This window comes from Streptomyces sp. NPDC091289 (assembly GCF_044757365.1).
Lineage (GTDB): Bacteria > Actinomycetota > Actinomycetes > Streptomycetales > Streptomycetaceae > Streptomyces.
Window position 1 is genome coordinate 1 of sequence record NZ_JBIVUT010000006.1, and the last position, 24,285, is coordinate 24,285.

Sequence of the window (24,285 nt, forward strand, 5' to 3'; positions counted from 1 at the left end):
AACCGGTGGACCAGGGCGCTCCCGAGCCGGAGCCGGCGGCCGTCTGAGCCCCCCGGCCCCGGCGTACGGGGCGGGGGCCCCCCCCCGCGGGGGGGGCCCCCCCCCCCCGCCCGCGGCCCCCCCGGGCCCCCCCCCCCCCCCCCCCCCCCCCCCCCCCCGGGGCGCGGCCCCGGACCCCGCTCCTCAATCGCCGGAGAGGCTTGATTTCTGGAGGCACGCATGGACTTTCGTACGCGGGCACGCACCTGGCTGCGAAGCCACCTCACCGACACCCCCGCCCCCGACCCCCGCGCGTGGGAACGCGAGTTGGGGAAGGCCGGCTGGATCGGGATCGGCTGGCCCGGCAAGGACGGCGAGAGCTACGGCAACCGCCGCGCCACCCTCACCGAACAGGTCGTCTGGGCCGAGGAGTACGCCCGCTCCGGAGCACCCGCCCGGATGGGCCACATCGGGGAGAACCTCCTCGCCCCGACCCTGATCACCTACGGCACCGAGGAGCAGAAGAACCGCCATCTGCCCCCCGTCGCACGCGGGGAGACCCTCTGGTGCCAGGGGTACAGCGAACCGGGCGCGGGCTCCGACCTCGCCGGGGTGCGGACCGCCGCCGTACCGGACGGGGCCGGCGGGTACACCGTGACCGGGCAGAAGATCTGGACCTCGCTGGCCCTGGACGCCGACTGGTGCTTCGTCCTCGCCCGCACCGACCCCGGCTCCACCCGCCACCACGGGCTCTCCTTCCTCCTCGTGGAGATGGACCAGCCGGGCAGGATCGAGGTCCGGCCGATCCGGCAGCTGACGGGGACCAGCGAGTTCAACGAGGTGTTCCTCGACGGGGCGCGGGCCACCGAGGTCGTCGGCGGCGAGGGCAACGGCTGGCAGGTCGCCATGGGCCTCCTCGCCCTGGAGCGCGGGGTCTCCACCCTCGCCCAGCAGATCGGGTTCGCCCAGGAGCTGGACCGGGTGGTCGCCGCCGCCGTGGCGAGCGGGGCCGCCGAGGACCCGGACATCAGGGCCCGGCTCGTCCGTCAGTGGGCCGAGCTGGACACCATGCGCCGGCACGCCCTGCGCACCCTCGGCTCCACCGGCGACCCGGGCGCGCCCAGTGTGGCGAAGCTGCTGTGGGGCGGCTGGCACCAGCGGCTCGGCGAACTGGCCGTACAGGTGGCAGGGGAGGCCGGGGCCGTCGGGCCGGAGCCCTGGTCGGCGGAGCGGCCCTACGAACTCAACCCCGCACAGCACCTGTTCCTCTTCAGCCGGGCCGACACCATCTACGGCGGCTCCGACGAGATCCAGCGGAACATCATCGCCGAGCGGGTGCTCGGCCTACCGAGGGAGCCCAGATGAGAGGCGTCGTCTTCGACGGCACACGGACCGAGGTCGTCGACGACCTGGAGATACGCGACCCGGGCCCCGGGGAGGTGCTGGTGGCGGTCGCCGCCGCCGGACTCTGCCACAGCGATCTGTCGGTGGTCGACGGCACGATCCCCTTCCCGGTCCCCGTCGTGCTCGGCCACGAGGGCGCGGGCGTGGTGGAAGCGGTCGGGCCGGGCGTCGTCCACGTACGGCCCGGTGATCATGTCGCGCTGTCCACCCTCGCCAACTGCGGGGCCTGCGCCCAGTGCGACCGGGGCAGGCCGACCATGTGCCGCAAGGCGATCGGGCGTCCGGGCCGGCCGTTCTCGCGGGGCGGGAAGCCGCTGTTCCAGTTCGCCTCCAACTCCGCTTTCGCGGAACGTACGGTGGTGCGCGCCGTCCAGGCCGTCAAGATCCCGGCCGATCTGCCCCTCACCTCCGCCGCCCTGATCGGCTGCGGGGTGCTCACCGGCGTCGGGGCGGTCCTCAACCGGGCCAAGGTCGACCGGGGCGACAGCGTCGTGGTCATCGGCACCGGCGGCATCGGCCTCAACGTGCTCCAGGGGGCCCGGCTGGCCGGTGCGCTCACCGTCGTCGCCGTCGACAGCAACCCGGCGAAGGAGGCGGTGGCCCGGCAGTTCGGCGCCACGCACTTCCTGACGAGCACCGAAGGGGTGCGGGACATCCTCCCCGACGGGGCCGACCACGCCTTCGAGTGCGTCGGCCGCACCGAGCTGATCCGCCAGGCGATCGACCTGCTCGACCGGCACGGCCAGGCGATCCTGCTCGGCGTACCGGCGGCGAGCGCCGAGGCGTCGTTCCTGGTCTCCTCGATGTACCTGGACAAGTCGATCCTCGGCTGCCGCTACGGGTCCTCGCGGCCGCAGCGGGACATCGCCCTGTACGCGGACCTCTACCGGGAGGGCCGGCTCCTGCTGGACGAGCTGGTGACGGAGACGTACCCGGTGGAGGACTTCGCCAAGGCGGCCGACGACGCGCACCACGGGCGGGTGGCCCGGGGGGTGCTGGTCTTCTGAGCCTTCCGGGTCGGTCGCCGGGGCACGACGGGGCCTCGGCGGCAGTCCTCAGTTCGCCGAGCCGGGTGGTCAATGGCTGACGTGATACCTTCTAACGAAACTTTGAGTAGGTAGCTTGAGGTCGGCGGGGAAGGCGGCGGACCATGGCGGAGAAGATCACGAAGGCCGGTGCGACGACCCCGCGCGAGCGCTACCGCGCCCAGGTGCGCACGGAGATCAAGGAACACGCCTGGAAGCAGATCGCCGAGGCGGGCGCCTCCGCGCTCTCCCTCAACGCGATCGCCAAGCAGATGGGCGTGAGCGGTCCCGCGCTCTACCGCTACTTCGCCGGCCGTGACGAGCTGATCACCGAGCTGATCCGGGACGCGTACCGCAGCCTCGCCGACGCCGTCCGCGCGGCCGCCGCCGACGGTGCGGACCTGGCCGGACTCGCGCACGTCCTGCGCGACTGGGCCCTGGCGGATCCCCACCGGTACTTCCTCATCTACGGCACCCCCGTCCCCGGCTACCACGCGCCCGAGGAGATCACCGGCATCTCGCAGGAGATCATGGCCGACCTGCTGACCGCCTGCGCGGCCCTCGAACCGGACGCGCCCGCCACTCCGTTCGCCGCCCACCTGGAGGACCACCGCGACTGGGCCGGCGGCCACCCGGCTCCGCCCGCGACCCTCCACCGGGCCCTCACGTTCTGGACCCGGCTGCACGGGGTGCTGTCCCTGGAGCTGGCCGGTCACTTCACCGGCATGGCCTTCGACCCCTCCCTGTTCTTCCGGGCCGAACTGGACGACCTGGTGGCGCGGCGGGGCTGAGGCCTGAGCCCCGAAGCCTCAGGAAACGGTGTCCGCCGAGGACCGGAACGTACGCCGGTAGACCGTCGGCGGAACCCCCAGGGCCGCCTGGAGGTGCTGGCGCAGCGAGGTCGCCGTGCCGAAGCCCGCGTCCCGGGCCACCTGGTCGATCGACAGGTCCGTCGACTCCAGCAGCTGCCGGGCCCGTTCCACCCGCTGCTGGGTGAGCCACTGGCCGGGGCTGATCCCGACCTCCTCGCGGAAGCGGCGCGTGAACGTCCGTACGCTCATCGCCTCCTGCTCCGCCATGTCCCGCAGCAGGATCGGCCGCTCCAGCCGGGCCAGTGCCCAGGCCCGGGCGGCGGTCGTGGTCGCGAACTGCGGTTCGGGGACGGGCCGGTGGATGTACTGCGCCTGCCCGCCGTCCCGGTGCGGGGGCACGACCGTGCGGCGGGCGATCTCGTTGGCCACGGCCGTCCCGTGGTCGCGCCGCACGAGGTGCAGGCAGAGGTCGATCCCGGCGGCGACCCCGGCGGAGGTGAGGACGTCGCCGTCGTCGATGAACAGGACGTCCGGGTCGACGCGGACCTGCGGGAAGGTCCGCTGGAAGTGGTCGGCGGACGACCAGTGCGTGGTGGCGGGGCGGCCGTCGAGATATCCGGCCGCCGCCAGGACGTAGCTGCCGGTGCAGATGGAGACCATCCGGGTGCCGGGCCGGACGAGGGCGAGCGCGGCGGCCAGCTCCTCGGTGAGCCGGCCCTCCTCGAAGACCGGGCCCAGCTCGTAGGAGGCGGGGACGACCACCGTGTCGGCGGTGGCGAGGGCCTCCGGGCCGTGCTCCACGAGGATCGAGAAGTCCGCGTCGGTCCGGACGGGTCCCGGCGGGCGGATGGAGCAGGTCACTACGTCGTAGAGCTTTCGGCCGCCCTCGCCGCCCGAGTCCGTGCCGATGGAGCGGCCGAAGATCCGCTGCGGAATACCCAGTTCGAAGGGGAGCAGCCCGTCGAGGGCCAGAACGACGACGCGGTGCGGCACGGCGGCCTCCTCGAAGATCACAGGAAATTCCTGTAGTGGTATAGACCACGAGCTGGTACAGGTTAGCGACGTGATGGAGAAGCCGACAGAGCCCGCGTCCATTCCCGACGCGGACCGTGACACCCGAACGTCCCCGCCGCCGCTGCCTCCGGGCCCGCTCCCGCCCCTGCCGTCGCCCGGTCTCTCCGGCCCCGGTCCCGCAGGGCTCTGGAACCGTAACTTCCGCTACTTCTTCGTGGCCCGTACGGTCGCGCTCTTCGGCGACGGCATGATCCCGGTGGCCCTGACCGCCGGGCTGCTGGGCGCGGGACGGCCCGCCTCGTCGGTCGGCTTCGCGCTCGCCGCCTGGATGGGGCCGCTGGCGGTGTTCGTCCTGTTCGGCGGGGTGCTCGCCGACCGGTTCACCCCGCGCCGCATGATGATCATCGCCGACGCGCTGCGGCTGATCGGCGCCTCCGTGCTGGCCGTGACCTTCGCGACCGGCAACCCGCCGCTGTGGGCGGTGTACGTCCTCAGCTCGGTGGCCGGCGTCGGCGCGGCGCTCTTCCAGCCCGGGGTCGCCTCGACCGTGCCGCGCGTCTCCACCGACGTCCAGCGCGCCAACGCCGTCCTGCGGGTCGCCGAGGCGCTGATGACCATGGCCGGGCCCGCCTTCGCCGGGGCGCTCGTCGGCCTCGCCAGCGCCGGGGCCGTCTACGCGGCGAACGCGGCGACCTTCGCGGTCTCCGGCGCCTGCCTCTTCCTGATGCGGCTGGCCCCGGCCCCGCACGACGACGCGGTACGCGGCACGTTCGCCGCCGAACTGGTCGGCGGGTGGCGGGAGTTCCGGGCCCGGTCCTGGCTGTGGGGGGTGATCGCGGTCTGGACGGTGTACGGCTTCGCCGTCCTCGGCCCGATGCTCCCGCTGACCGCCGTCCTGGTCACCGAGGCGCACGGCTCGGGGGCGTACGGGATGCTGATGGCGGTGAACGGGGCGGGCAGCGTCGTCGGCGGCCTCCTCGCCCTGCGGCTGCGCCCGTCGCACCCGCTGGCGGCCGGGGCGGTGGCGCTGCCGCTGGTGGCGGTGAGCCTGGTGGTGTTGGCGCTCGGGATGCCGGTGCCGGTGCTGGCGGCGGGACAGCTGCTGGCCGGCGGATCGGCCGCGTTCTGGCTGGTGATGTGGTCCACGACGGTCCAGACGCATGTCCCGCCGGAAGCCCTGAACCGGCTGCACGCTTACGATGTGGCGGGCTCGCTCCTGATGGTCGCGGCGGGCCGCGCCCTGGCGGGCCCGGTGGCCGAGGCGGTCGGGGCGCCGGAGCTGCTGGTGGCGGCGGCCGTGATCAACATAGGGGTGGTGGCGGTGCTGTTGGTGGCCCGGCCGATCCGGCAGCTCCAGCGGATCGGGAGCGTATGAGGACCCCGGCCCGGCCCGCGGGACCCGTTGGCGATTCCACGGTCCGGCCGTACGCGGTCCGTGCGTTCGCGGTGCGTGCGGTCGCGGCGGGGGCGGCCGTCGTCACCGTCGCCGCGGGGCTCGCCGTGCGCGCCGGGGCGGACGGCGCCTTCGCCAAGTACGCGGGGAGCGCGCTCTACACGGTGCTGCTCTGCGCCCTCGTCGCCTTCTGCGCGCCCCGCGCGCGGCCGGCCGCGGTGGCCGCCACGGCGCTGGCGGTGAGCTGGGCGGTGGAGTTCGCGCAGCTCACCGGCGTACCGGCGGAGCTGTCGGCGCACAGCACGGCGGCCCGGCTGGTGCTCGGCTCGACCTTCAACGCACCGGACCTGCTCTGGTACGCGGTGGGCGCGGCGGCGGCCTGGGCCGTCCAGGTGGGGGCCACCCGGCCCCGCCGCTGACCCAACCGGCCCGCTGACCCGCCCGGTCCCCTGACCCGCCCGGTCCGCCGGTCGACGGCGAAGCTGCGCGCGGGGCTCCGGTCCTCCGGTCCTCCGAACGCCGCCGGTCTTCCGTGCTTCGGGCGGTGGCCCGATCTCTGCGAACCATGTCCTTCAGGCCACTCGTAGCGAAAGCCGCAGGCCAAGAAGCTGGTCCACGTGACCGAGACCATCGAAAGCGCCGCCCGGGACGACGACCGGCGGCCGCCCCGCGAGGCGCCCGGCCGTCGACGCCCGCGTATCCACCGGGCGTGGATCGTCGCCGCCGTCACCTTCGTGACGATCATCGGCGGCGCGGCGTTCAACTCCCTGCCCGGACTGCTCATCGACCCGCTCCACACCGAATTCGGCTGGTCGCGGGGCGAGATCGGGCTCGCGGTCTCCATCGACATGGCGCTGTACGGGCTGACCGCGCCGTTCGCCGCCGCGCTCATGGACCGCTTCGGCATCCGGCGGGTCGTGGCGATCGCGCTCACCATGGTGGCGGCCGGGGCGGTCGCCAGTGTCTGGATGACCGCCTCCTGGCAGCTGATGATCTATTGGGGCCTGCTGGTCGGCCTCGGCACCGGGTCGATGGCGATGGCGTTCGCCGCGACCGTCACCAACCGCTGGTTCGTGGCCCGCCGGGGCCTGGTCACCGGCATCCTCACCGCGGCGGGGGCCTCCGGGCAGCTCGTCTTCCTCCCGCTCTGCGCGTGGATCGTCGACGCACACGGCTGGCGGCCCGCCTCGGTCACCGTCGCCCTGGCCGCCCTCGTCGTCGTCCCGTTCGTCTGGCTGCTGATGCGCGACCACCCGGCCGATGTGGGGCTCGCCCCGTACGGCGGGGACTTCGTGCCCAAGCCCGCGCCGGCCCGGGGTGCCGCGCGCCGGACGGTGCGGGTGCTGTTCGACGCGGCCCGCACCGGCCCGTTCTGGCTGCTCGCGGGCACCTTCGCGATCTGCGGGGCCTCCACCAACGGCCTGATCCGCACCCACTTCGTCCCCTCCGCCCACGATCACGGCATGCCGATCACGGCGGCGGCCTCACTGCTCGCGGTGATCGGGGTCTTCGACGTCGTCGGCACGATCTTCTCTGGCTGGCTCACCGACCGCTTCGACGCCCGCCGACTGCTCGCCGTCTACTACGCGCTGCGCGGGATCTCCCTGCTGTTCCTGCCGATGCTGATGGCGCCCGAGGTGCAGCCGCCGATGATCTTCTTCATCGTGTTCTACGGTCTCGACTGGGTCGCCACGGTCCCGCCGACGCTGGCGCTCTGCCGGGAGCAGTACGGCGATGACAGCGCGATCGTCTTCGGCTGGGTGCTGGCCTCGCACCAGGTGGGCGCGGCCGTGGTGGCGTTCCTCGGCGGGGTCGCGCGGGACGTCTTCGGCAGCTACGACGTGGTCTGGTACGCGTCGGGGGCGCTGTGCGCGGTGGCGGCGCTGATGTCGTTGGTGATCCGGCGGCGGCGCGCCGCTAGTTGAGGGTCTCGGCAGCCTTGGTCATCGGCCCTCCAGCGTCACCGGTGTTGATGGTTCCAGCCGGTTCGAACAGCAGGACGGCTGTCTCTTCATCCGCCACGGGGCAGTGTTCGACACCCCGGGGAACCACGAACAACTCACCGGGTCCCAGTACCACATCGTCATCCCTGAGCTGGATGGTGAGCCGCCCGCTGATGACCAGGAACAGTTCATCGGTGTGCTCGTGGCTGTGCCAGACGAACTCCCCCTTCAGCTTCGCCAGCTTGACCTCGTAGTGGGTGAGGTCTGCCACCTTCTTCTGTGTCCACAACTCGCTGAACTGCGCAAGCTTGTCGGCGAGGTTGACGGCGACAGGAAACGTGGACATACGGCGTTCCTTCCTCAGGGCCGGTAGTTCAGGAAGCTTCTGCCTCCCGCTGTCCGGCTGGTGGTACGAGCCTGCCGTCCTCGGACTGTGCTGGTCTTGTACGTTCCTGGCATGACCGCAGAACGCCCCCGCTCGACCATCAGCGCCTGGCGGCCGTCGGTTCCGGGGATCGCGGAGGTCTTCCACGCGCACTTCACCGACCACGCGTATCCGGCCCACACCCACGACACGTGGGACCTGATGATCCTCGATGACGGTGCGGTCGACTTCGCGCTCGACCGCCGCCGCCATGGAGCGACCGGCGCGGCCGGCGTCCTCCTGCTGCCTCCGGGCGTCCCCCACGACGGCCGGACGGTCACCGCCGCAGGCTTCCGCAAGCGCGTTCTCTACCTCGATGACTCCGTACTTCCACAGCGATTGGCCGGCGCTGCGGTGGACGGCCCGGTCCTCGATGATGAACTGCTGCGCCACCGGATCCACCAGCTGCACGTTTCCCTCGGCCGAACGGGAGAAGAGTTCGAAGCCGAGTCCCGCCTCTCCTTCATCCGTGAACGCCTCCACGTTCACCTCGACGCGCTTCAGTCCCTCGCGGCAGGCCGCGAGGCGAACCGACTGGCGGCCGGATTGCGCGAACTACTGGACTCCCGGATATCCGCCGGTATATCCCTGCACGAGGCCGCCGCCACTCTGCACGCCCACCCCACCCACCTGATCCGCTGCTTCAAGCAGACCTACGGCCTGCCACCGCACACCTACCTCACCGGCAAACGCATCGACCGGGCACGCAAGCTCCTGCTCCAAGGCCTCCGACCGGCCCAGGTCGCCACAACCGTCGGATTCCACGATCAGGCCCACCTGAATCGGCACTTCACGCGTCATGTGGGCACCACGCCCGGACGCTACGCGGAAACTCGCCAACTCCGGAGAGATGCGCCCTGAGGCCGTACCGGACGCACCCGACCCGGTCGGCCGGCCCAGGAGCCCCCGACGCGATCTCCGACCCGGCGAACCGTCCCGGTCACTGCGTCAGTGGCTGAACCGGCCGAACGCCCCCCGGTGGAAGAGAAGGGGTTCGCCCTCCGCCACCGCCCCCAGGGCCTCCACCCGGCCGACCACGATGAGATGGTCGCCGCCGGTGTGGACGGCGTGGATACGGCAGTCGATCCAGGCGGGTACGGAGTCCAGCAGCGGTGACCCGGTCGCCGGGGCGTCCTCGTGGGCCACGCCCGCGAACTTGTCGGCCCCGCTCACCGCGAACCCCCGGCACAGCGCGCCCTGTCCGGCCCCCAGGATGTTCACGCAGAACACCCCGGCGCGGGCGATGCGCGGCCAGGTCGTCGACGTACGGGCGACCATGAAGGACACCAGCGGCGGGTCCAGCGAGAGCGAGGCGAAGGACTGGCAGGCGAAGCCCGTCGGGCCGTCCGCGTCGCGTGCGGTGATCACGGTGACGCCGCTGGCGAAGTGCCCCAGCACGCGCCGAAATTCACCCGGGGCGACGGGCGGCCGTTCGTCGTCCCGGACGGCCCTCAGGTCCGGCCGGGGCAGCGCCTCGGGCGGACCTGAGGGAGCCGCCGGTGCGGCGGTCGTGGCGGCGCCGACGGACCTGAGGTACCGGACGGCGGTGGCGGCCATGCCTGCGTGTCCCATCACCCTTCCATTAGAACTGACGACTCGTCAGATGTGAACCCGTGCGGACGGTCAGGTGCCGGAGCGCCGGGCGTAGTGGCGTTGCGCCTTCGCGCGGTTGCCGCAGCCCGCCATGGAGCACCAGCGGCGCGTGCCGTTCTTGGACACGTCGTGGAAGTGCAGGACGCAGGCGTCGTTCGCGCAGGAGCGGATGCGGTCGGGCCGGTCCACGGCCAGGCGCAGCCAGTTCTCCGCCGCGTACCAGGCGGGCAGCCAGGACGGCTCGTCCACCTCCACCACGGACTCCGGCGCCCCGTCGGGCCCCAGTGCGCGGCGGATGCGCCCGTGGCGGAGGACCTCGTTCAGCCGGGCGGCCTGCTCGGGGGTGGCCGGATCGCGGAGGACGGCCGTGGTGGCCAGGGCGTCGAGGGCGGTGCGGGCCAGGAGTAGCCGGTCCAGCGTGGCGCGGTCGGCGGTGGGGACGGCGGCGGGGGCGGGGTCGGGGCCGAGGTGTTCGCGTACCGGGGGGCTGTCCAGCCAGACGGCCAGGCCGGTCACGGAGTCCAGCAGGTCGTGCGGGCCGTCCCCGTCGATCCAGCGGGTGTTGAGCAGGTCGATGGCGAGCGGCTCGCCGGTCAGCGGCCGGGGGTCGGCGCCGGAGGGGTGGGGCACGGCTGGGCTCCTTCCGTCACGCGGGGGAGGCGGGCGGGGGCGGCTGTTCTGTCGAGCATAACCAGCCAAACGAAGATCACCGGTTGACGCTGCCTCTTCTAACCCCCAAACTCGATAACAACGGTTACGAGAGTTTCCCTCGCGGCCCTGACCGAAGGAACGGGATCGACCATGAGCAAGGCGAAGAACCTCCAGACCGGCCACGTCGGCCTCAACGTCACCGACCTGGAGCGCTCGGCCGCCTTCTACCGCGAGGTCTTCGACTTCGAGGTGCTGGCCGAAGGGAAGGACGCCGATCGCCGCTGGGCTTTCCTGGGGCGCGACTCCCGGCTCGTGGTGACCCTGTGGCAGCAGAGCGAGGGCGCGTTCGCGACGGCCCTCCCCGGTCTCCACCACCTCTCGTTCCAAGTGGACTCCGTCGAGGAGGTCCGGGCCACCGAAGAGGTCCTGCGCGGGCTGGGCGCGGAGTTCGCCCACGAGGGCGTCGTACCGCACGGCGAGAGCGGCACCTCGGGCGGCATCTTCTTCACCGACCCCGACGGCATCCGCCTGGAGGTCTACGCGCCCTCCGGGGCGGACCCGGCGGACGCACCGACCGCAGGTGCTCCCACCTGCGGCTTCTTCTAGGACCAGCAGAAGGGCAAGGTGCAGGAAATGAGCGGATATCACCGGGGTGAGGTCGCCGTGCAGGAGCGGGCGGGGCTCGCGCGACGGGCGGCGAGCGCGCAGCGGGCCATCCGCTCCGACATCCCCGAGGTGGCGGCGGACTTCCTCGGCCGGCAGCCCTTCCTGGTGGTCGGCGGCGCGGACGAGCGGGGGCGGATCTGGGCGACCCAGCTCACCGGCGAACCGGGATTCCTGAGCGTCCCCACGCCGGACAGCCTGGTCGTCAGGGCCCTGCCGCCGCCCGACGACCCCCTGGCCGGTCTGCTGTCCGGCGCCGGCACGGAGGAGGCCGACCCCGCCCGGATCGGCATGATCGCCATCGAACCGGCCACCCGTCGCCGGATGCGGATGAACGGCCGGGCGGTCCGTAACGGGGACGGACTCCGCGTCGACCTCGACGAGGCCGTCGCCAACTGCCCCAAGTACATCCAGGTGCGCGAACACCGCACGGTCGCTCCGGGCGAGGAGGGCGGGCAGCGGCACACGGTCACGGACGGCGACGCGCTGAGCCCCGCGCAGCAGGAGGCGCTGCGGGCCGCCGACACCTTCTTCGTCGCCACCGCCTCCGACCGGGGCGACGCCGACGCCTCGCACCGGGGCGGCAACCCGGGCTTCGTCCAGGTGCTCACGCCCCGGCTGCTGCGCTGGCCCGACTACGCGGGCAACGGCATGTTCCTGACCCTGGGCAACCTCGAACTCAACCCGGCCGCCGGTCTCCTCGTCCCCGGCTGGGACACCGGGACCTCCCTCCATCTGACCGGCTTCGCCCGCACGGTCTGGGACGTGGAGGAGGTGGCTCGGGTGCCGGGGGCGGAACGCCTCGTGGAGTTCGAGGTCACCGCCGTACGGGAGGTCGTGGCGGCCTCCCCGCTGCGCTGGTCGGAACCCGAATTCCACCGCTTCAACCCGCCGGTGGCGGGCTGATCCCCGGTGCTCCGGCTCAGTACCCCCCGGGAGGTCTGGCTCGGTACCCACGGTGCCCCGGCTCAGTAGCCCCGGTACTCCGGCGACCGGCGCCCGACGAAGGACGCCACGCCCTCGTTGGCGTCGCGCGTGGTCATGTTGATCTCCTGGGCCGCCGCCTCCGCCGCGAACGCCGTGGCCCGGTCGCCGTCCAGGGAGGCGTTCACCAGCTGCTTGGTCAGGGCGAGGGCCCGGGTGGGTCCGTCGGCCAGCCGGCCGGCCCACTCCTTGGCCAGCGCCTCCAACTCGCCTGCCGGGACCGCCCGGTTGACCAGGCCCAGCCGCTCCGCGTCCGCCGCCGTGAGGGCGTCGCCGAAGAACATCAGCTCCTTGGCGCGCTGCGGGCCCACCAGCCGGGGCAGCAGATACGCGCCGCCGCCGTCCGGGACGAGCCCCCGGCGTACGAAGACCTCGATGAACTTCGCCGTGTCGGCCGCCAGGACCAGATCGCAGGCGAACGCCAGATGCGCGCCGATGCCGGCCGCCGTCCCGTTGACGGCGGCGATCACCGGCTTCTCGCAGTCGAGCACGGCGGCGATGAGGCGTTGCGCGCCGAGCCGGATGGTCCGGGCGACGTCCCCGGGGACCCGTTCGCGGGTGGGGGCCGGGGTGCCGCGCAGATCCGCGCCCGCGCAGAAGCCCCGGCCGGTGGCGGTGAGCACGACGGCCCGTACGCCGGGGTCGGCGGAGGCCTCGGTCAGCAGGGCGATGATCCGCTCCCGCTGGTCCCAGGTGACGGCGTTCATGGCCTCGGGCCGGTTGAGGGTGATCCATGAGACGCCGCCGTCGAGCGCGTGCAGAACGGTCGCGTGCGGAACGGTCGCGTGCGGAACGGTCGCGTGTGGAACGGCCGCTTCCTGGGCGGCGGCCCCTGCCCGGTCCTGGGGGACGGCCCCTGCCCGGTCCTGAGGAGCGGCCTCCGCCCCGTCCTGGGGAGCGGCCCCTGCCGCCTCCCCGCTCACCGGCACACCGCCAGCGCGTCCAGGGCCACCGCACCCTGCCCCCGGCCCAGCACCACCAGCGGGTTGATGTCCAGCTCGGTCAGGTCGTCGCCCAGCTCCAGGGCCATGCGCTGCACCCGCAGCACCACTTCGACGAGGGCGTCCACATCGACGGGCGGCCCGCCGCGCACCCCCTCCAGCAGGGCCCGGCCGCGCAGCTCGCCGAGCATGTCCCGGGCCTGCTGCTCGCCGAACGGCGGCACCCGGACCGCCGCGTCGTGCAGCACCTCCACCAGCACTCCGCCGAGGCCCACCGTGACGGTCGGGCCGAAGAGGGCGTCGTGGGTGACCCCGACCATCATCTCCACGCCCCGGTCGATCATCTGGCAGACCAGGATGCCGTCCAGGTCCACCGCTTCGTACCGGGCGATGTCGGTCAGCTCGCGGTAGGCGTCCCGGACCTGGCTGGCCGAGGTGAGGCCGACCTTCACCAGGCCCAGCTCCGTCTTGTGGGTGAGCCGGGGGCCGGACGCCTTCATCACCACCGGGTAGCCGACCGGACCCGCCGCCCGGACCGCGGCCGCCGCGCTGGTCACCAGCTGCTCGCGCGGCACCCGGATCCCGTACGCGCGCAGGAGCTGCTTCGCCGCGTGCTCGCTGAGCTGCTGCCCCGGCCGCAGCAGGCCCTGCGCCTTGCGGAAGGAGGGCGACGGGGTGCGGGGGGCGTCCTCGAAGGGGGAGCGGTAGCGGTCGGTGAAGCGGTGGTGGTCCAGGTAGGCCTTCACGGCGGTGACGCAGTTGCCGAACGTACGGAAGGTGGCGAGCCGGGAGGAGCCCAGCAGTGTGGTGCGGTAGGCCTCCTCGGTGCCGACGGGGGAGCCCCAGATCACGCAGACCAGCTTGTCGGTGGCTTCCGCCGCGTCCGCCAGGTCCTGGGCAAGCCGGTCGCTCATCGGGGGGAAGGGGCCGGTGATCGGGCAGATCAGCACTCCGACGGACGGGTCCGCGAGGATCGCGTCGATGATCTTCCGGCCGCGCCAGTCGCCGACCGGGTGGCCACCGTTGTCGATGGGGTTGGCGACGTTGAGGTACTCCGGTATCCAGGTGTGCAGTTCGGCCTGCTTCTCCGGCGACAGGGCGGGCAGGGCGAGTCCCGCCGCCGTCGCCAGGTCCGCGAAGTGCGCGCCGGTGCCGCCGGAGATGGAGTAGACGGCCACCCCCTCGGCCTGCGGCGGGCGGGCGCGGGCCAGCAGGGCGGCGGTGTCCTGGAGCTCGTCCAGGCCGTTCACCCGGATCACCCCGAACTGCCGCATCGCCGCGTCCACCACCTGGTCCGCCCCGGTCAGCTTGCCGGTGTGCGAGGCGGCGGTACGGGCCCCGGCCTCCGTGCGGCCCACCTTCACGGCGACGACGGGGACCTTGGCGCGGGCGGCCCGGTCGGCGGCGAGCAGGAAGGAACGGCCGTCCTTGAGCCCCTCCACGTAACAGGCGATAGCCCCGACCTCGGGGAGCTGCGCGAAGTACGCGAGGAAGTCGGCGGTCTCCAGATCGGCCTCGTTGCCCGTGGGGGCCCAGTGCGAGAGCCGGATGCCCAGCTCCTGGAGGGCGTGGAGCGGGCGGCCCTGGTGCCCGGACTGGGTGATCAGGGCGATGGCGGGCCCTTCCAGGTCCTCCTGGAACTTCTCGAAGGCGTTCAGGTTGGTGTTCGGTCCGAGGAGCCGCAGTCCGGAGCGTTCCACGGCCGCCGCCAGTCGGGCCTGGGCGGCCGCGCCCGCCTCCCCGGTCTCGGCGAACCCGGAGGCGAAGGCGACGGCGAAGGGCACCTTGGCCTCGCCCAGCTCCTCGATCACCGGGAGCGGGTCCGCGACGAGGAGGACCGCGAGGTCGACCGGCTCGGGGATCTCGGCGACCGAGGGGAAGCAGGCGTGGCCGAACACGGTCCGCCGGGTCGGGTGCACCGGGTGGAGCCGGGCCCCGACCCGTTCGGCCCAGGCGATGAGCTGCCGGGTGATGCCGGTGTTCGGGCGGCCCTCGGCGTCCGATGCGCCGACGACGGCCACCGATCGGGGCCGGAAGAAGCGGTCCAGGTCGGGCACGGTCAGGTGCAGCGGTCGCCCGCTGACGTCGAGGCCGCCCCGGGCCGAGGCCGTCGGCAGGCTGACGACGGCGGCGTGCGGCTCCTCGCCGCAGGCCACCACCCGGGCGCGGAAGTCGGTGGTGAGGGTGCCGTGAGTCGATCCAAGCATCGTTCCGCCCACTCCTGCTCGATGGCCCGCCGGTGAACGGGCGGGGCCGGCCGGTTAGCTGACACCCTGTCAGGTTACTGAACTGACGCTGCGTCAGGAATGGGTGTGCAGGCAAAGGCTCGCGCGATCGCCCGGCGATCGCAGGGGACCGCCCGGCGATCGCCGGGTGATCACCGGTCGGCGGTGCGGGCGGTCGTGCGGGGGGAACCTCTCGTGGTCACGGAGAGGCATTCCGTGGCGTAGGGTGGTGTTTACCGACGCGGGGTGGAGCAGCTCGGTAGCTCGCTGGGCTCATAACCCAGAGGTCGCAGGTTCAAATCCTGTCCCCGCTACTGAAGAACACGACCGAGGCCCGGATCCGCAAGGATCCGGGCCTCGGTCGTTCACCGTCCCCCTGGCTGATGCCGGACGCTCGGACATCCCTCCCGGACGCTGAGCCATGGGCGCGGGCCGCCCCGCCGGGTGAGGCTGGTGCCATGACGCAGACAGATACGACCTCCTCCGCGCAGGGCCCCGTACTCGTGACCGGCGGCACCGGAAAGACCGGCCGCCGGGTGGTGGCCCGCCTCCATGAGCTGGGGGTGGAGACCCGGGCGGCCTCACGGTCCGGCGACACCCCGTTCGACTGGACGGACCCCACCACCTGGGCGGCCGCCCTGGACGGGGCCGCCGCCGTCTACATCACCCCGCTCGACGCCTCGCCCTCCCCGACGCCCGCCTTCGTCGAACAGGCCGTCGCGAGCGGGGTGCGGCGGCTGGTGCTGCTCTCGGCCCGGGGCACGAACGAGCCCGGCTACTTCGGACCCGGTTACGAGGACGGCGGGCCGCACGGCGAGGGCGAGCGGGCCGTCCGCGCCTCCGGGGTGACCTGGACGATCCTGCGGCCGGGCTGGTTCGCCCAGAACTTCAGCGAGGGCGTCTTCCTCGACGGCGTACGCGACGGCGAACTGGCGCTGCCCACCGGGGACGGGCGGGCCGCGTTCGTCGACGCCGACGACATCGCGGACGTGGCCGTCGCCGCGCTCACCGAGGACGGCCACGCGGGCCAGGAGTACGGGCTCTCGGGCCCGCGCGCGCTCGGCATCGCCGATGTCCTGGACGAGATCGCGAAGGAGACCGGGAAGCGCGCCGCGTACGTCCCCGTCGAGACGGCCGTGTTCCGGGCCGGGCTCGTCGCCCAGGGCTTCCCGGACGAGGAGGCCGGCCTCTGGACCGACGCGCTGAAGCCGATCACCACGAGCCGGGAGGCGCCCGTCCTGGACGGGGTGCGCCGGGCGCTCGGCCGGGAGCCGCGCGACTTCGCCGACTTCGTCCGGGACGCGGCGGCGAAGGGCGTGTGGGGCTGAGCGGGGGGTGTAGGGCTGAGCGGGGCGTACGGGGCTGACGGGGAGAGGGCGGGGCTGGACGGGGAGAGGGCAGCCGTGGGTTCCCGGGTCCTCGGCCCCCGGTCCTCGGCCCCCCGGTCCTCGGCCCCCCGGCCCCCCGGCCCTCGGCCCCCCGGGGCCCCCTCCCGAGGCCCGGACGCGTCTCACCCCGCCGGGGCCGCCGCCTCCACCCCGCCGAGTGCCGACGCCTCCCGCCGGAACGCGCTCGGGCTCTCCCCGCGCAGCCGCTTGAACGCCGCGCTGAAACCGAACGCGTCCGCGTAGCCGACCCGCCGGGCCACGGCCGCCACGGTCAGCTCCGGGCTGGTCAGCAGGTCCGCCGCCAGGGTCATCCGCCACTCGGTGAGGTAGGCCACCGGGCCGTCCCCGACGAGCTCCGTGAACCGCTTCGCCAGCGTCGTCCGGGACACCCCCGCCCGGCTCGCCAGCTCCGCCGTCGTCCAGGGGTGCGCCGGGTCCTCGTGCATCGCCCGCAGGGCCGGCCCCGCCACCTCGTCGCCGAGCGCCCCGTACCACCCCGGCGGATCCGCCTCGGGCCGGTCGAACCAGTCCCGCAGCGTGCACACCAGCATCCAGTCCAGCAGCCGGTCGAGCACGATCTGGTCGCCCGGCCGCCCGCCGCCGAGCTGCGTCTCCAGGTAGTCGCGCATCGGTGCGCAGTCCACCTCGTCGGGCACCACCAGGGCCGGCGGAAGCGCCCGCAGGAGCCGCTGGGGAACCTGCGCCTGTACGTCATAGGTGGCGGCCAACAGCACGGTGGGGTTGTCGAGTTCGGGTCCGCGCTCCGGCGGGGTCCCGGTGTCCCGGACCTGGCCCCAGTGCACCTCCCGTACGCCGCGGGCCCGCCCCGCCCCCGTCCCCGTACCGTCGGCCGGGTCGTCGGTGAAGACGAACGGGGCCGGACCCCGCACGATCGCCGCCTCGCCGACCTCCACCCGCAGTGGCTCGCCGCCCTCCGGCACGAGCCACCCCGCACCCCGCAACGGCAGGCACAGGGTCAGATACGCCCCGTCCGTGAACCGCAGCGACCACGGCGCCCTCAGCACCGAATGGCCGAACACCGCGCCCCTGCCCCGCACGCCCCGCAACAGCTCGTCGAACACGTCCATGCCGTCCAGCCTAGGCAGAGTCGCGGGCGCGCCGGACGATCACCTATGGACGACGGACGGTTGCCCATGGGCCGGAAGGGGCCGCCGCGATGGACTGGGCCCATGACGACGAAGAGCACGCACCGCACCCCGTCCGGCATCCTCGTCCTCGGGGCGACCGGCAAGACCGGCCGCCGGGTCGTGTCCCGGCTGCGCGCGGCCGGCACGGCCGCGGTCCGGCCGGCCTCCCGCTCCGGCGAGGTCCGCTTCGACTGGACCCTCCCCGACACCTGGGGGCCCGCCCTCGCCGGGGCCGACGCCCTCTACCTGGTCGCCCCCGACGACCCGTCCCCCGTCAAGGAGTTCGTGACCCGCGCCGAGGCGTCCGGGGTCCGCCGCTTCGTGGTCCTCTCCGGCCACGGCATCGAGAAGGCGGGCGAGGACTTCGGCCAGGGCATGGCGGCGGCGGAGGACGCGGTCCGGGAGTCCGGGGCCGAGTGGACCCTCCTGCGCCCCAACAACTTCTTCCAGAACTTCGACGAGGACCTGTGGCGGGCCCCGCTCCGCGCGGGCCGCCTCGGCCTGCCGATCGGGGACATGCCCGAACCCTTCGTCGACGCCGACGACGTGGCGGCGGTCGCGGTGGCCGTCCTCACCGAGGACGGCCACGCGGGTCGCACCTACGAACTGTCCGGCCCCCGCGCCCTCACCTTCGCCGAGGCCACGGAGACCATCGCCCGCGCGGCGGGCCGCCCCATCCGCTACGAGGAGCTGACCCCGGAGGCGTACCGCGCCGAACTCCTCGCCCAGGACTGGCCGGAGACCGCCGCCGACTCCCTGGGCGCGATGTTCGCCCTGCACCGCGCGGGCCACTCGGCCGAGGTGACCGACGGCGTCCGCCAGGTGCTCGGCCGGGAGGCGGCGGACCTGGAACCGTGGGCGCGCCGCATCGCGGCCACGGGGGTCTGGGCGCAGTCCCTCTAGCCGAGCTGGCCCACCTGGTAGCCCCCGGCCGGCTGCTGGAGCATCACGTTCAGCCGGTTGAAGGTGTTGATGATGGCGATCAGGGAGACCAGGGCGAGGAGCTGCTCCTCGTCGTAGTGCTTGGCGGCGTTCGCCCAGACGTCGTCCGGGACCCCGCCCGCCGCGTCCGCGATGCGGGTGCCCTGCTCCGTCAGCTCCAGTGCGGCGCGCTCGGCGTCGGTGAAGACGGTGGCGTCCCGCCAGGCGGCGATCAGGTTGAGCCGCAGCGAGGTCTCACCGGCCGCGATGGCTTCCTTGGTGTGCATGTCCAGGCAGAAGCCGCAGCCGTTGATCTGGCTCGCGCGGATCTTCACCAGCTCCTGCGTCACCGCGGGCAGACCGGTCTCCTCGACGACCTTGTTCGCCGCGACCAGGTGCTTGACGAGCTTGCCCGCGAGCGGGTTGGCGTAGGCGTTGAGTCGGGCGTTCATGGTGTGCTCCTCTGCTGTCGTCAGTGGCTACACACACCGGACGGAACCGGCCCCGGAGGATGTGACATCCGGGAGCGTGACGGGCGTCACCCGCGCACCCGGATGTCGCATCCCCCGGGGCGGGGGCGGGGCCGGTGCCCGCACGCTTCAGCGGTGGCTCAGGACGTTGACCACCCGGCCGTTGGGATCGCGGACGAAGAACCTCCGTACGCCCCACTCCTCGTCCTGGAGCGGATGGACGATCTCCGCCCCGCTCTCCCGCACCGCCGCGTAGGCCGCGTCCACGTCGTCCACCTCGACGCTCATGTCGGGGACCACCGGGGCCGTCAGGTCGTGGGTCATGAAGCTGACCTGCTCCCGGGGGCGGGACGGCGAGGCGACGGTGGTGATCCAGCCGAGGTTCATGACCTCCTCGAAGCCGAGCAGGCCGTAGAACTCCCGGCTCTCCTCCACCGCCTGGACACGGATGTTGGGCACGACACGGCGAACGGTCATCATCGACTCCCCGGGAGAAGGTCCTCCACCAGGCTGACCCGGCCGTCGCCGACGTGGAGGGGGCTCGGCGTCCGGTCCTCGTGCGCACGGTAGTGGCCGAGCCACACCGTGCCGTCGTCCTGCCGGTGGGTGTCGTGGACGCGCTCGGCGAGCCAGCGGAGCAGAGCGCCGACCTCCTCCGCCTCGTCCGGGTGGATCTCGGTCCGGGAGGTCAGGGCCCAGCCCCCGCCGGCCAGACCGTCACGGGCGGCCAGCGCCGAGCAGAGCGCGCCCGCCGTCCGCCACGCCGGTCCGACGCCGGCCAGCAGGGGGCGGGGCTCGTTCTCGATCCGCGGTACCCCGTCGTCGTCGACCACCACGCACGGGAACTCGGTCACGACGGTGAGGTGTCCGGGCCGCGGTCCGAGTCCCAGATGCCAGCGCAGCTCGGCCAGTTGCTGTTCCGACAGCTCCTCGCGCAGGTCGACCGTCACGGTCAGTTCGTAGACATCGCTCATGGAGCGCACCCTATTTCGCACCCTGCTGAGGAGCTCCGACAGTCCGCCCCGTCAGGCCGCCCGTACGGTGGCCGCCGCGTCGCGGAGCAGCCCGGGGGCCAGACGGCGGTGGACGGCGGACAACGGGGTCCACACGGCACGGGCCAACCGGTGGTCGTAGCGCAGGAACGTGCCCAGCGACACGCGCCCGTCGGCCGCCCGGACGACGAGGTTGCCGGTCAGGAACCACGATGCCGCTTCGAGCCGGATCCAGTCCTCGCCGCGTTCGGCGATCCGCCATCCGGCCACGGTGTCGGGCGACCGCCCCCGGCTGAGCCGGAGTCCGAGGAATCCCCGCCAGATCAGCCGCTCCGCGGGACTGGGGACGTCGCCGAACAGGGCGCGCGCCCACAGCTCGGCTGTCGTGTCCGCGCTTGCGTCCGTGGAGAGGGTGAACACGTCGGCGTAGTCGATGCGCGGCAGTGAGCTGAGAGCACGGGTGGACTCGGGGATCTCGTGCGTCCCCACGGCCCGGCCGACGGCAGTCGCGCCGCCGCCCTCCCCACCCGGTCGGCCGCGGTCCCGCCACGCCTGTTCCCTCTGCCGTACGAGCGCCGGGAAGACGATGAGGCGTCGGAACGGCGCGATGGCGGCCATGTACAGCCGCCCGCGCAGACCGTTGGGCTTCACGAGGACCGCCATGCGCAGCTCGTATCCACCGCTTCCGACCGGCGCCCACCCCAGGTGGATGACCGCGTGGACGGACGTGGTCGCCCGCTCGAGGGCACACTCGTCGTCGAGCTCGTACAGGGAGGCGAGCGGGGCGAGCCCGGCGTCGGAGCGGCCGGGGGCCTCGCGGAGGTCGCGCGGCAGGCAGCCGCGCAGCGACGGGGCGGGATCCCCGGCGCCCGTCAGGGGCTTGTCCCACCCCAGGAGGGCGCCGATCCTCCGGCGCACCGCGAACAGGAACCGGGACGGCAGGGGGTCCTTCGCGGGTCCGGCGGACGCCTGCATCGCGGCGAGCAGCGCGGGGAAGTCGTCCGGCCCGGCACCGGGCGTGCGCACGGCCCACACGTCCTCGACCCGGAAGTCGCCGGTGAGTTCGTGGATGCGCCAGGGGCGCTCGGTGTGGACGTGGTCGGGCAGTCGGGTCATCAGGGGTACCCACCTTCTGTACGGCACCGTATACACGTAGGATAGCCGCTTCTATACGGTGCCGTACAGAAGGTGGGAGAATTCGGGTGGCAAGCGCCAGGACGCCCCGCGCGGCGTGGATCGACGCCGGACTGCGCGCGCTCGCGGCCGGGGGGCCGGACGCCGTGCGGATCGAGGTGCTGGCAAGGTCGCTCGGCGTGACCAAGGGCGGCTTCTACGGCTATTTCGCCGACCGCCGCGCGCTGCTGGAGGAGATGCTCGACGCCTGGGAGCGCGATGTCACCGACGCCATCATCGAGAGCGTCCGTGCCGAAGGCGGCGACGCGCGGGCTCGCCTGCGCCATCTGTTCCGCATCGCGGGAAGCCGGGAAGGCGTGACCGCCGAGATGAGCACGGAGCTGGCGATCCGGGAGTGGTCGCGGCGCGATCCCGCTGTCGCGCATCGGCTGCGGCGCGTCGACCGCCGGAGGATGGACTATCTGCGGGAGCTGTTCCGGGAGTTCTGCCACGACGAGGACGAGGTGGAAGTCCGCTGCACCATCGTGACGTCGGTATGGATGGCGGCCCACTTCATCGCTTTCGACCACGGGGGGCGGACGCACGACGAAGTCGAGGGCATGGTGTTGCGGCGCGTGCTCGACCAGGACGACGGCGGCCCGGGCGGGGCGGCGCAGCCCTGAGGGTCTGGCCCGGGCGGCCCCGTTCAGCCGCGCGCCGAGCGGCCGGCGCCGGTCCGTGCCACCCTCTTGGCGATCTTCTCGGCGTCCAGGGCCAGTTCGCGGAGCATCCCGCTGATCGGGTTGGTGAAGCCGGTGAAGTAGAGCCCCGGGGCCCCCTTCGGCGAGCGGCCGCCGTGGGTGACCGGGCGGCCCTGTCCGTCCAGGACGTCCAGGTGGCCGAGCAGCGGCTCCAGGGCGCGGTCGTAGCCGGTGGCCGTGATGACGGCGTCCGGGGTGAGGCGGGTGCCGTCGGCCAGGACCACCGTGTCCTTGTCGAAGGAGGCGACCGTCGCCACCGGGGTGACCCGGCCGGCCTTCACCGCCGCCACCAGGCCGACGTCCTGGACCGGGATCGCGCCCTTCTTCGTGCGGGAGTAGAGGCCCGTCGTGGGCCGGGGGAGGCCATGGCCGGTGAGGTCGGGGGAGGCGACGCGGCTCAGCACACCGCTCGCCCGGTCGACGAGCCACACCGGCACGTGGCGGACCAGGATGCCCGCCGCCTGCGCGGGTACGCCCGCCGTCGAGCGGCGCACGATGTGCGGGGCGGTGCGTACCGCGATCCGTACCCGGGAGGCCCCGCCCTCCGCCAGGTCCGCCGCGATCTCCGCGCCCGTGTTGCCGATGCCGACGACCAGGACGTCCCGGTCCGCGTACGGGGCCGGGTTGCGGTATCCCGCCGCGTGCACCAGCTCGCCCGTGAACGTCTCGCTCCCCGGCCACCGGGGGACGCGCGGGGTGTGGTTGAAGCCGGTGGCGACGACGACCGCGCGGCCCCGCAGGACCCGCCCGCCCGTCGCGGTGAGCTGCCAGTCGCCGGAGCCGTCGGGGGCCGGGTCGATCCGTGTCACCTCGACGCCGGTCACCACTTCGAGCCCGTGGTGCTCGGTGTACTTCTCCAGATACCGCACGACGTCGTCCCGGCCCACCCAACGCCCGAACCTGCGCGGCATCTTCAGCCCCGGCAGCGCCGACCAGCGGCGGGTCGTGTGCAGACGCAGCCGGTCGTAGTGGCCGCGCCAGGACGCGCCGACCCGGTCCGACTTCTCCAGGACCACCGCCCGTACACCCCGGGCACGCAGCGCGGCAGCGGCGGCGAGGCCTCCGGGGCCGCCGCCGATGACGTAGACGGGACGGTCGTCCGTACGGTCGGTGAGGGCGACGGCGTCGTGATGGTGACTGGCTGCGGTGGACGGGCTGTTGGGCATGGTTCGGAGCGTAATCGCCCACTCTGTTGATGGGTCTCGGTCAAGAGGGAAAACGATTGCGAATTGATCACGGGGTCCGTGATGTCCTGCTCGGGCGCCTTTCGTGCCACCTTGCTCCATCTAAGGTAAGGCTAACCTTGCTTGGATTGATGGTGGAGTGACCTCCGGGGGCAGTCGCGCGGTGCCGTGCCGCGCGCCCACCCGATGGTCGAAGGGGTGGGACGTACATGAACGGCAGACAGTTGGCCCGGACAGCGACCGGTCGCGGGGGATGGGGATCCGGAGGGCTCCGGGCCCGGTTCAAGGGCGTGGCGGTGCTCGCCGCCGGGCTTCTCGCGCTCACCGCGTGCGGCGGCGGGGGCGAGGGCGGGGGCGACGCGGACACCAAGGGCGGTGACAAGGCGGCCGCCACCAGGACCGTGAAGCACGACGCCGGGACCACCGAGAAGGTGCCCGCCCAGCCGAAGCGGATCGTCTCGGTCAGCGTCACCATGACCGGCCACCTGCTCGCGCTCGACGCCCCGGTCGTCGCCTCCCAGGCCACCCCGCCCTCGGTCATCACCGACAAGCAGGGCTTCTTCAGCCAGTGGTCCGAGGCCGCCGCGAAGAACAGCGTCAAGGTCGCCTATCAGGGCTTCGAGCCCGACGTGGAGAAGGTCCTCGCGCTGAAGCCCGACCTGATCGTGGGCGCCTCCTCCGGCGCGGAGAACGCCGAGAAGTTCTACGACAAGCTCTCCGCCGTCGCCCCCACCCTCCTCTACCGCCACGACGACGTCTCCTGGCAGGACCTGACGGCCCGCCTCGGCAAGGACCTCGGCCTGGAGAAGCGCGCGGGCGAGGTCGTCGCCGCGCACGACAAGCGGGTCGGCGAGGTCAAGGCCGCCATCACCGTGCCGAAGCAGTCCGCCGCGCTCGTCCGCGACAACCAGTCCGCGATGACCGTCTTCACCGCCGAGTCCGCCCAGGGCCGGCTGCTCACCTCGCTCGGCTTCACCGTTCTGGAGCCGCCGGCCGGCAAGGGCCAGACGCAGGGCGGGCGTTCGGACTTCGCGGAGTTCAGCCAGGAGAAGGTCGCCGACACCGCGAAGGACAGCTCGCTCCTCTTCGTCAGCCACACCCCCGAGGAGATCACCGCCGCCACCGCGCGCCCGGTCTGGAAGGACCTGGCCGCCGTCGAGGACAAGCGCGTGTACGACCTCGGCCTGGACACCTTCCGGCTGGACTACTACAGCGCGGGCAACCTGATCGACAAGATCGAGAAGGCCTTCGGCTGAC

The 24,285-nt window shown here is 73.1% G+C and carries 25 protein-coding genes and 1 tRNA gene; 14 read left to right on the top strand and 12 right to left on the bottom strand.

Annotated elements, in window-relative coordinates; translation table 11 throughout:
• Positions 1-219 precede the first annotated feature (219 nt).
• The 3 genes from ACIQPT_RS08950 (at position 220) to ACIQPT_RS08960 (ending at position 3,199) form a co-directional block, all read left to right on the top strand.
• A complete protein-coding gene (locus tag ACIQPT_RS08950) occupies positions 220-1,344 on the top strand; it encodes an acyl-CoA dehydrogenase family protein (RefSeq protein WP_401154207.1) in 1,125 nt (374 codons plus the stop codon).
• The gene (locus ACIQPT_RS08955) at positions 1,341-2,390 is read left to right on the top strand and encodes a Zn-dependent alcohol dehydrogenase (protein WP_401154209.1); all 1,050 of its coding nucleotides are present in this window, start codon (positions 1,341-1,343) and stop codon (positions 2,388-2,390) included. Before ACIQPT_RS08950 ends, ACIQPT_RS08955 begins: the two co-directional genes overlap by 4 nt.
• Positions 2,391-2,533: 143 nt before the next feature.
• A complete protein-coding gene (locus ACIQPT_RS08960; protein WP_401154210.1) occupies positions 2,534-3,199 on the top strand; it encodes a TetR/AcrR family transcriptional regulator in 666 nt (221 codons plus the stop codon).
• Between the two features lie 18 nt (positions 3,200-3,217).
• Here ACIQPT_RS08960 and ACIQPT_RS08965 read toward each other — a convergent pair whose 3' ends face one another.
• The gene (locus tag ACIQPT_RS08965; RefSeq protein WP_401154652.1) at positions 3,218-4,213 is read right to left on the bottom strand and encodes a GlxA family transcriptional regulator; all 996 of its coding nucleotides are present in this window, start codon (positions 4,211-4,213) and stop codon (positions 3,218-3,220) included.
• A 73-nt stretch (positions 4,214-4,286) separates the two neighbouring features.
• Between ACIQPT_RS08965 and ACIQPT_RS08970 the strand changes: the two genes are divergently transcribed.
• From ACIQPT_RS08970 to ACIQPT_RS08980, 3 genes are all read left to right on the top strand, one after another.
• Positions 4,287-5,609, top strand: coding sequence for an MFS transporter (locus ACIQPT_RS08970; RefSeq protein WP_401154212.1), 1,323 nt, complete (start codon positions 4,287-4,289; stop codon positions 5,607-5,609).
• Positions 5,606-6,046, top strand: coding sequence for a DUF2809 domain-containing protein (locus ACIQPT_RS08975; RefSeq protein ID WP_401154213.1), 441 nt, complete (start codon positions 5,606-5,608; stop codon positions 6,044-6,046). The genes ACIQPT_RS08970 and ACIQPT_RS08975 overlap by 4 nt, the downstream gene beginning before the upstream one ends.
• 198 nt (positions 6,047-6,244) lie before the next feature.
• Positions 6,245-7,552 carry an MFS transporter gene (locus tag ACIQPT_RS08980; protein ID WP_401154215.1) on the top strand — a complete coding sequence of 436 codons (1,308 nt, stop codon included), beginning with the start codon at positions 6,245-6,247 and terminating at the stop codon, positions 7,550-7,552.
• Here ACIQPT_RS08980 and ACIQPT_RS08985 read toward each other — a convergent pair.
• A complete protein-coding gene (locus tag ACIQPT_RS08985; protein ID WP_401154217.1) occupies positions 7,545-7,916 on the bottom strand; it encodes a cupin domain-containing protein in 372 nt (123 codons plus the stop codon). The genes ACIQPT_RS08980 and ACIQPT_RS08985 overlap by 8 nt on opposite strands.
• Positions 7,917-8,027: 111 nt before the next feature.
• Here ACIQPT_RS08985 and ACIQPT_RS08990 point away from each other — a divergent pair, with 111 nt between their 5' ends.
• Positions 8,028-8,855 (top strand): helix-turn-helix domain-containing protein, encoded by an 828-nt coding sequence (locus ACIQPT_RS08990; RefSeq protein WP_401154219.1) that lies wholly within the window; start codon positions 8,028-8,030, stop codon positions 8,853-8,855.
• Between the two features lie 87 nt (positions 8,856-8,942).
• On the opposite strand, the gene ACIQPT_RS08995 is transcribed toward ACIQPT_RS08990, so the two are convergent.
• Together ACIQPT_RS08995 and ACIQPT_RS09000 are read right to left on the bottom strand one after the other, a co-directional pair.
• Positions 8,943-9,551 (bottom strand): flavin reductase family protein, encoded by a 609-nt coding sequence (locus ACIQPT_RS08995; protein ID WP_401154653.1) that lies wholly within the window; start codon positions 9,549-9,551, stop codon positions 8,943-8,945.
• Between the two features lie 66 nt (positions 9,552-9,617).
• Positions 9,618-10,217 carry a CGNR zinc finger domain-containing protein gene (locus tag ACIQPT_RS09000; protein WP_401154221.1) on the bottom strand — a complete coding sequence of 200 codons (600 nt, stop codon included), beginning with the start codon at positions 10,215-10,217 and terminating at the stop codon, positions 9,618-9,620.
• 171 nt (positions 10,218-10,388) lie between these two features.
• Here ACIQPT_RS09000 and ACIQPT_RS09005 point away from each other — a divergent pair, with 171 nt between their 5' ends.
• Both ACIQPT_RS09005 and ACIQPT_RS09010 read left to right on the top strand, forming a co-directional pair.
• Positions 10,389-10,844 carry a VOC family protein gene (locus ACIQPT_RS09005; RefSeq protein ID WP_401154223.1) on the top strand — a complete coding sequence of 152 codons (456 nt, stop codon included), beginning with the start codon at positions 10,389-10,391 and terminating at the stop codon, positions 10,842-10,844.
• A gap of 27 nt (positions 10,845-10,871) precedes the next feature.
• Positions 10,872-11,807 (top strand): pyridoxamine 5'-phosphate oxidase family protein, encoded by a 936-nt coding sequence (locus ACIQPT_RS09010; RefSeq protein ID WP_401154225.1) that lies wholly within the window; start codon positions 10,872-10,874, stop codon positions 11,805-11,807.
• A 62-nt stretch (positions 11,808-11,869) separates the two neighbouring features.
• Here ACIQPT_RS09010 and ACIQPT_RS09015 read toward each other — a convergent pair whose 3' ends face one another.
• Positions 11,870-12,814: an enoyl-CoA hydratase/isomerase family protein gene (locus ACIQPT_RS09015; protein WP_401154226.1), complete on the bottom strand. Its 945-nt coding sequence runs from the start codon at positions 12,812-12,814 to the stop codon at positions 11,870-11,872.
• Complete coding sequence (locus ACIQPT_RS09020; protein ID WP_401154228.1) at positions 12,805-15,033, bottom strand: acetate--CoA ligase family protein; 2,229 nt, start codon at positions 15,031-15,033, stop codon at positions 12,805-12,807. The genes ACIQPT_RS09015 and ACIQPT_RS09020 overlap by 10 nt, the downstream gene beginning before the upstream one ends.
• Before the next feature lie 258 nt (positions 15,034-15,291).
• Between ACIQPT_RS09020 and ACIQPT_RS09025 the strand changes: the two genes are divergently transcribed.
• Both ACIQPT_RS09025 and ACIQPT_RS09030 read left to right on the top strand, forming a co-directional pair.
• Positions 15,292-15,365: transfer RNA gene (locus ACIQPT_RS09025), tRNA-Met, on the top strand.
• Between the two features lie 144 nt (positions 15,366-15,509).
• Positions 15,510-16,379 (top strand): NAD(P)H-binding protein, encoded by an 870-nt coding sequence (locus ACIQPT_RS09030; protein WP_401154230.1) that lies wholly within the window; start codon positions 15,510-15,512, stop codon positions 16,377-16,379.
• 182 nt (positions 16,380-16,561) lie between these two features.
• On the opposite strand, the gene ACIQPT_RS09035 is transcribed toward ACIQPT_RS09030, so the two are convergent.
• On the bottom strand, positions 16,562-17,527 hold the full coding sequence (locus tag ACIQPT_RS09035) for an AraC family transcriptional regulator (protein ID WP_401154232.1): 966 nt from the start codon (positions 17,525-17,527) through the stop codon (positions 16,562-16,564).
• A gap of 102 nt (positions 17,528-17,629) precedes the next feature.
• Here ACIQPT_RS09035 and ACIQPT_RS09040 point away from each other — a divergent pair, with 102 nt between their 5' ends.
• The gene (locus tag ACIQPT_RS09040; RefSeq protein WP_401154233.1) at positions 17,630-18,490 is read left to right on the top strand and encodes an NAD(P)H-binding protein; all 861 of its coding nucleotides are present in this window, start codon (positions 17,630-17,632) and stop codon (positions 18,488-18,490) included.
• On the opposite strand, the gene ACIQPT_RS09045 is transcribed toward ACIQPT_RS09040, so the two are convergent.
• From ACIQPT_RS09045 to ACIQPT_RS09060, 4 genes are all read right to left on the bottom strand, one after another.
• Positions 18,487-18,960: a carboxymuconolactone decarboxylase family protein gene (locus tag ACIQPT_RS09045; RefSeq protein ID WP_401154235.1), complete on the bottom strand. Its 474-nt coding sequence runs from the start codon at positions 18,958-18,960 to the stop codon at positions 18,487-18,489. The genes ACIQPT_RS09040 and ACIQPT_RS09045 overlap by 4 nt on opposite strands.
• 147 nt (positions 18,961-19,107) lie before the next feature.
• Entirely contained in the window at positions 19,108-19,455 is a 348-nt protein-coding gene (locus ACIQPT_RS09050) for a VOC family protein (RefSeq protein ID WP_401154237.1), read from the bottom strand.
• Positions 19,455-19,952, bottom strand: a complete 498-nt coding sequence (locus ACIQPT_RS09055) for a hypothetical protein (protein ID WP_401154238.1) — start codon at positions 19,950-19,952, stop codon at positions 19,455-19,457. The genes ACIQPT_RS09050 and ACIQPT_RS09055 overlap by 1 nt, the downstream gene beginning before the upstream one ends.
• 51 nt (positions 19,953-20,003) lie before the next feature.
• Positions 20,004-21,086, bottom strand: coding sequence for a DUF2867 domain-containing protein (locus ACIQPT_RS09060; protein ID WP_401154240.1), 1,083 nt, complete (start codon positions 21,084-21,086; stop codon positions 20,004-20,006).
• A gap of 86 nt (positions 21,087-21,172) precedes the next feature.
• Between ACIQPT_RS09060 and ACIQPT_RS09065 the strand changes: the two genes are divergently transcribed.
• Complete coding sequence (locus ACIQPT_RS09065) at positions 21,173-21,766, top strand: TetR/AcrR family transcriptional regulator (RefSeq protein WP_401154242.1); 594 nt, start codon at positions 21,173-21,175, stop codon at positions 21,764-21,766.
• Positions 21,767-21,789: 23 nt separating this feature from the next.
• Here the strand turns inward: ACIQPT_RS09065 and ACIQPT_RS09070 are convergent, their stop codons facing one another.
• On the bottom strand, positions 21,790-23,010 hold the full coding sequence (locus ACIQPT_RS09070) for a flavin-containing monooxygenase (RefSeq protein WP_401154244.1): 1,221 nt from the start codon (positions 23,008-23,010) through the stop codon (positions 21,790-21,792).
• A 227-nt stretch (positions 23,011-23,237) separates the two neighbouring features.
• Here ACIQPT_RS09070 and fepB point away from each other — a divergent pair, with 227 nt between their 5' ends.
• Complete coding sequence (gene fepB, locus ACIQPT_RS09075; protein ID WP_401154245.1) at positions 23,238-24,284, top strand: Fe2+-enterobactin ABC transporter substrate-binding protein; 1,047 nt, start codon at positions 23,238-23,240, stop codon at positions 24,282-24,284.
• Position 24,285 lies beyond the last annotated feature (1 nt).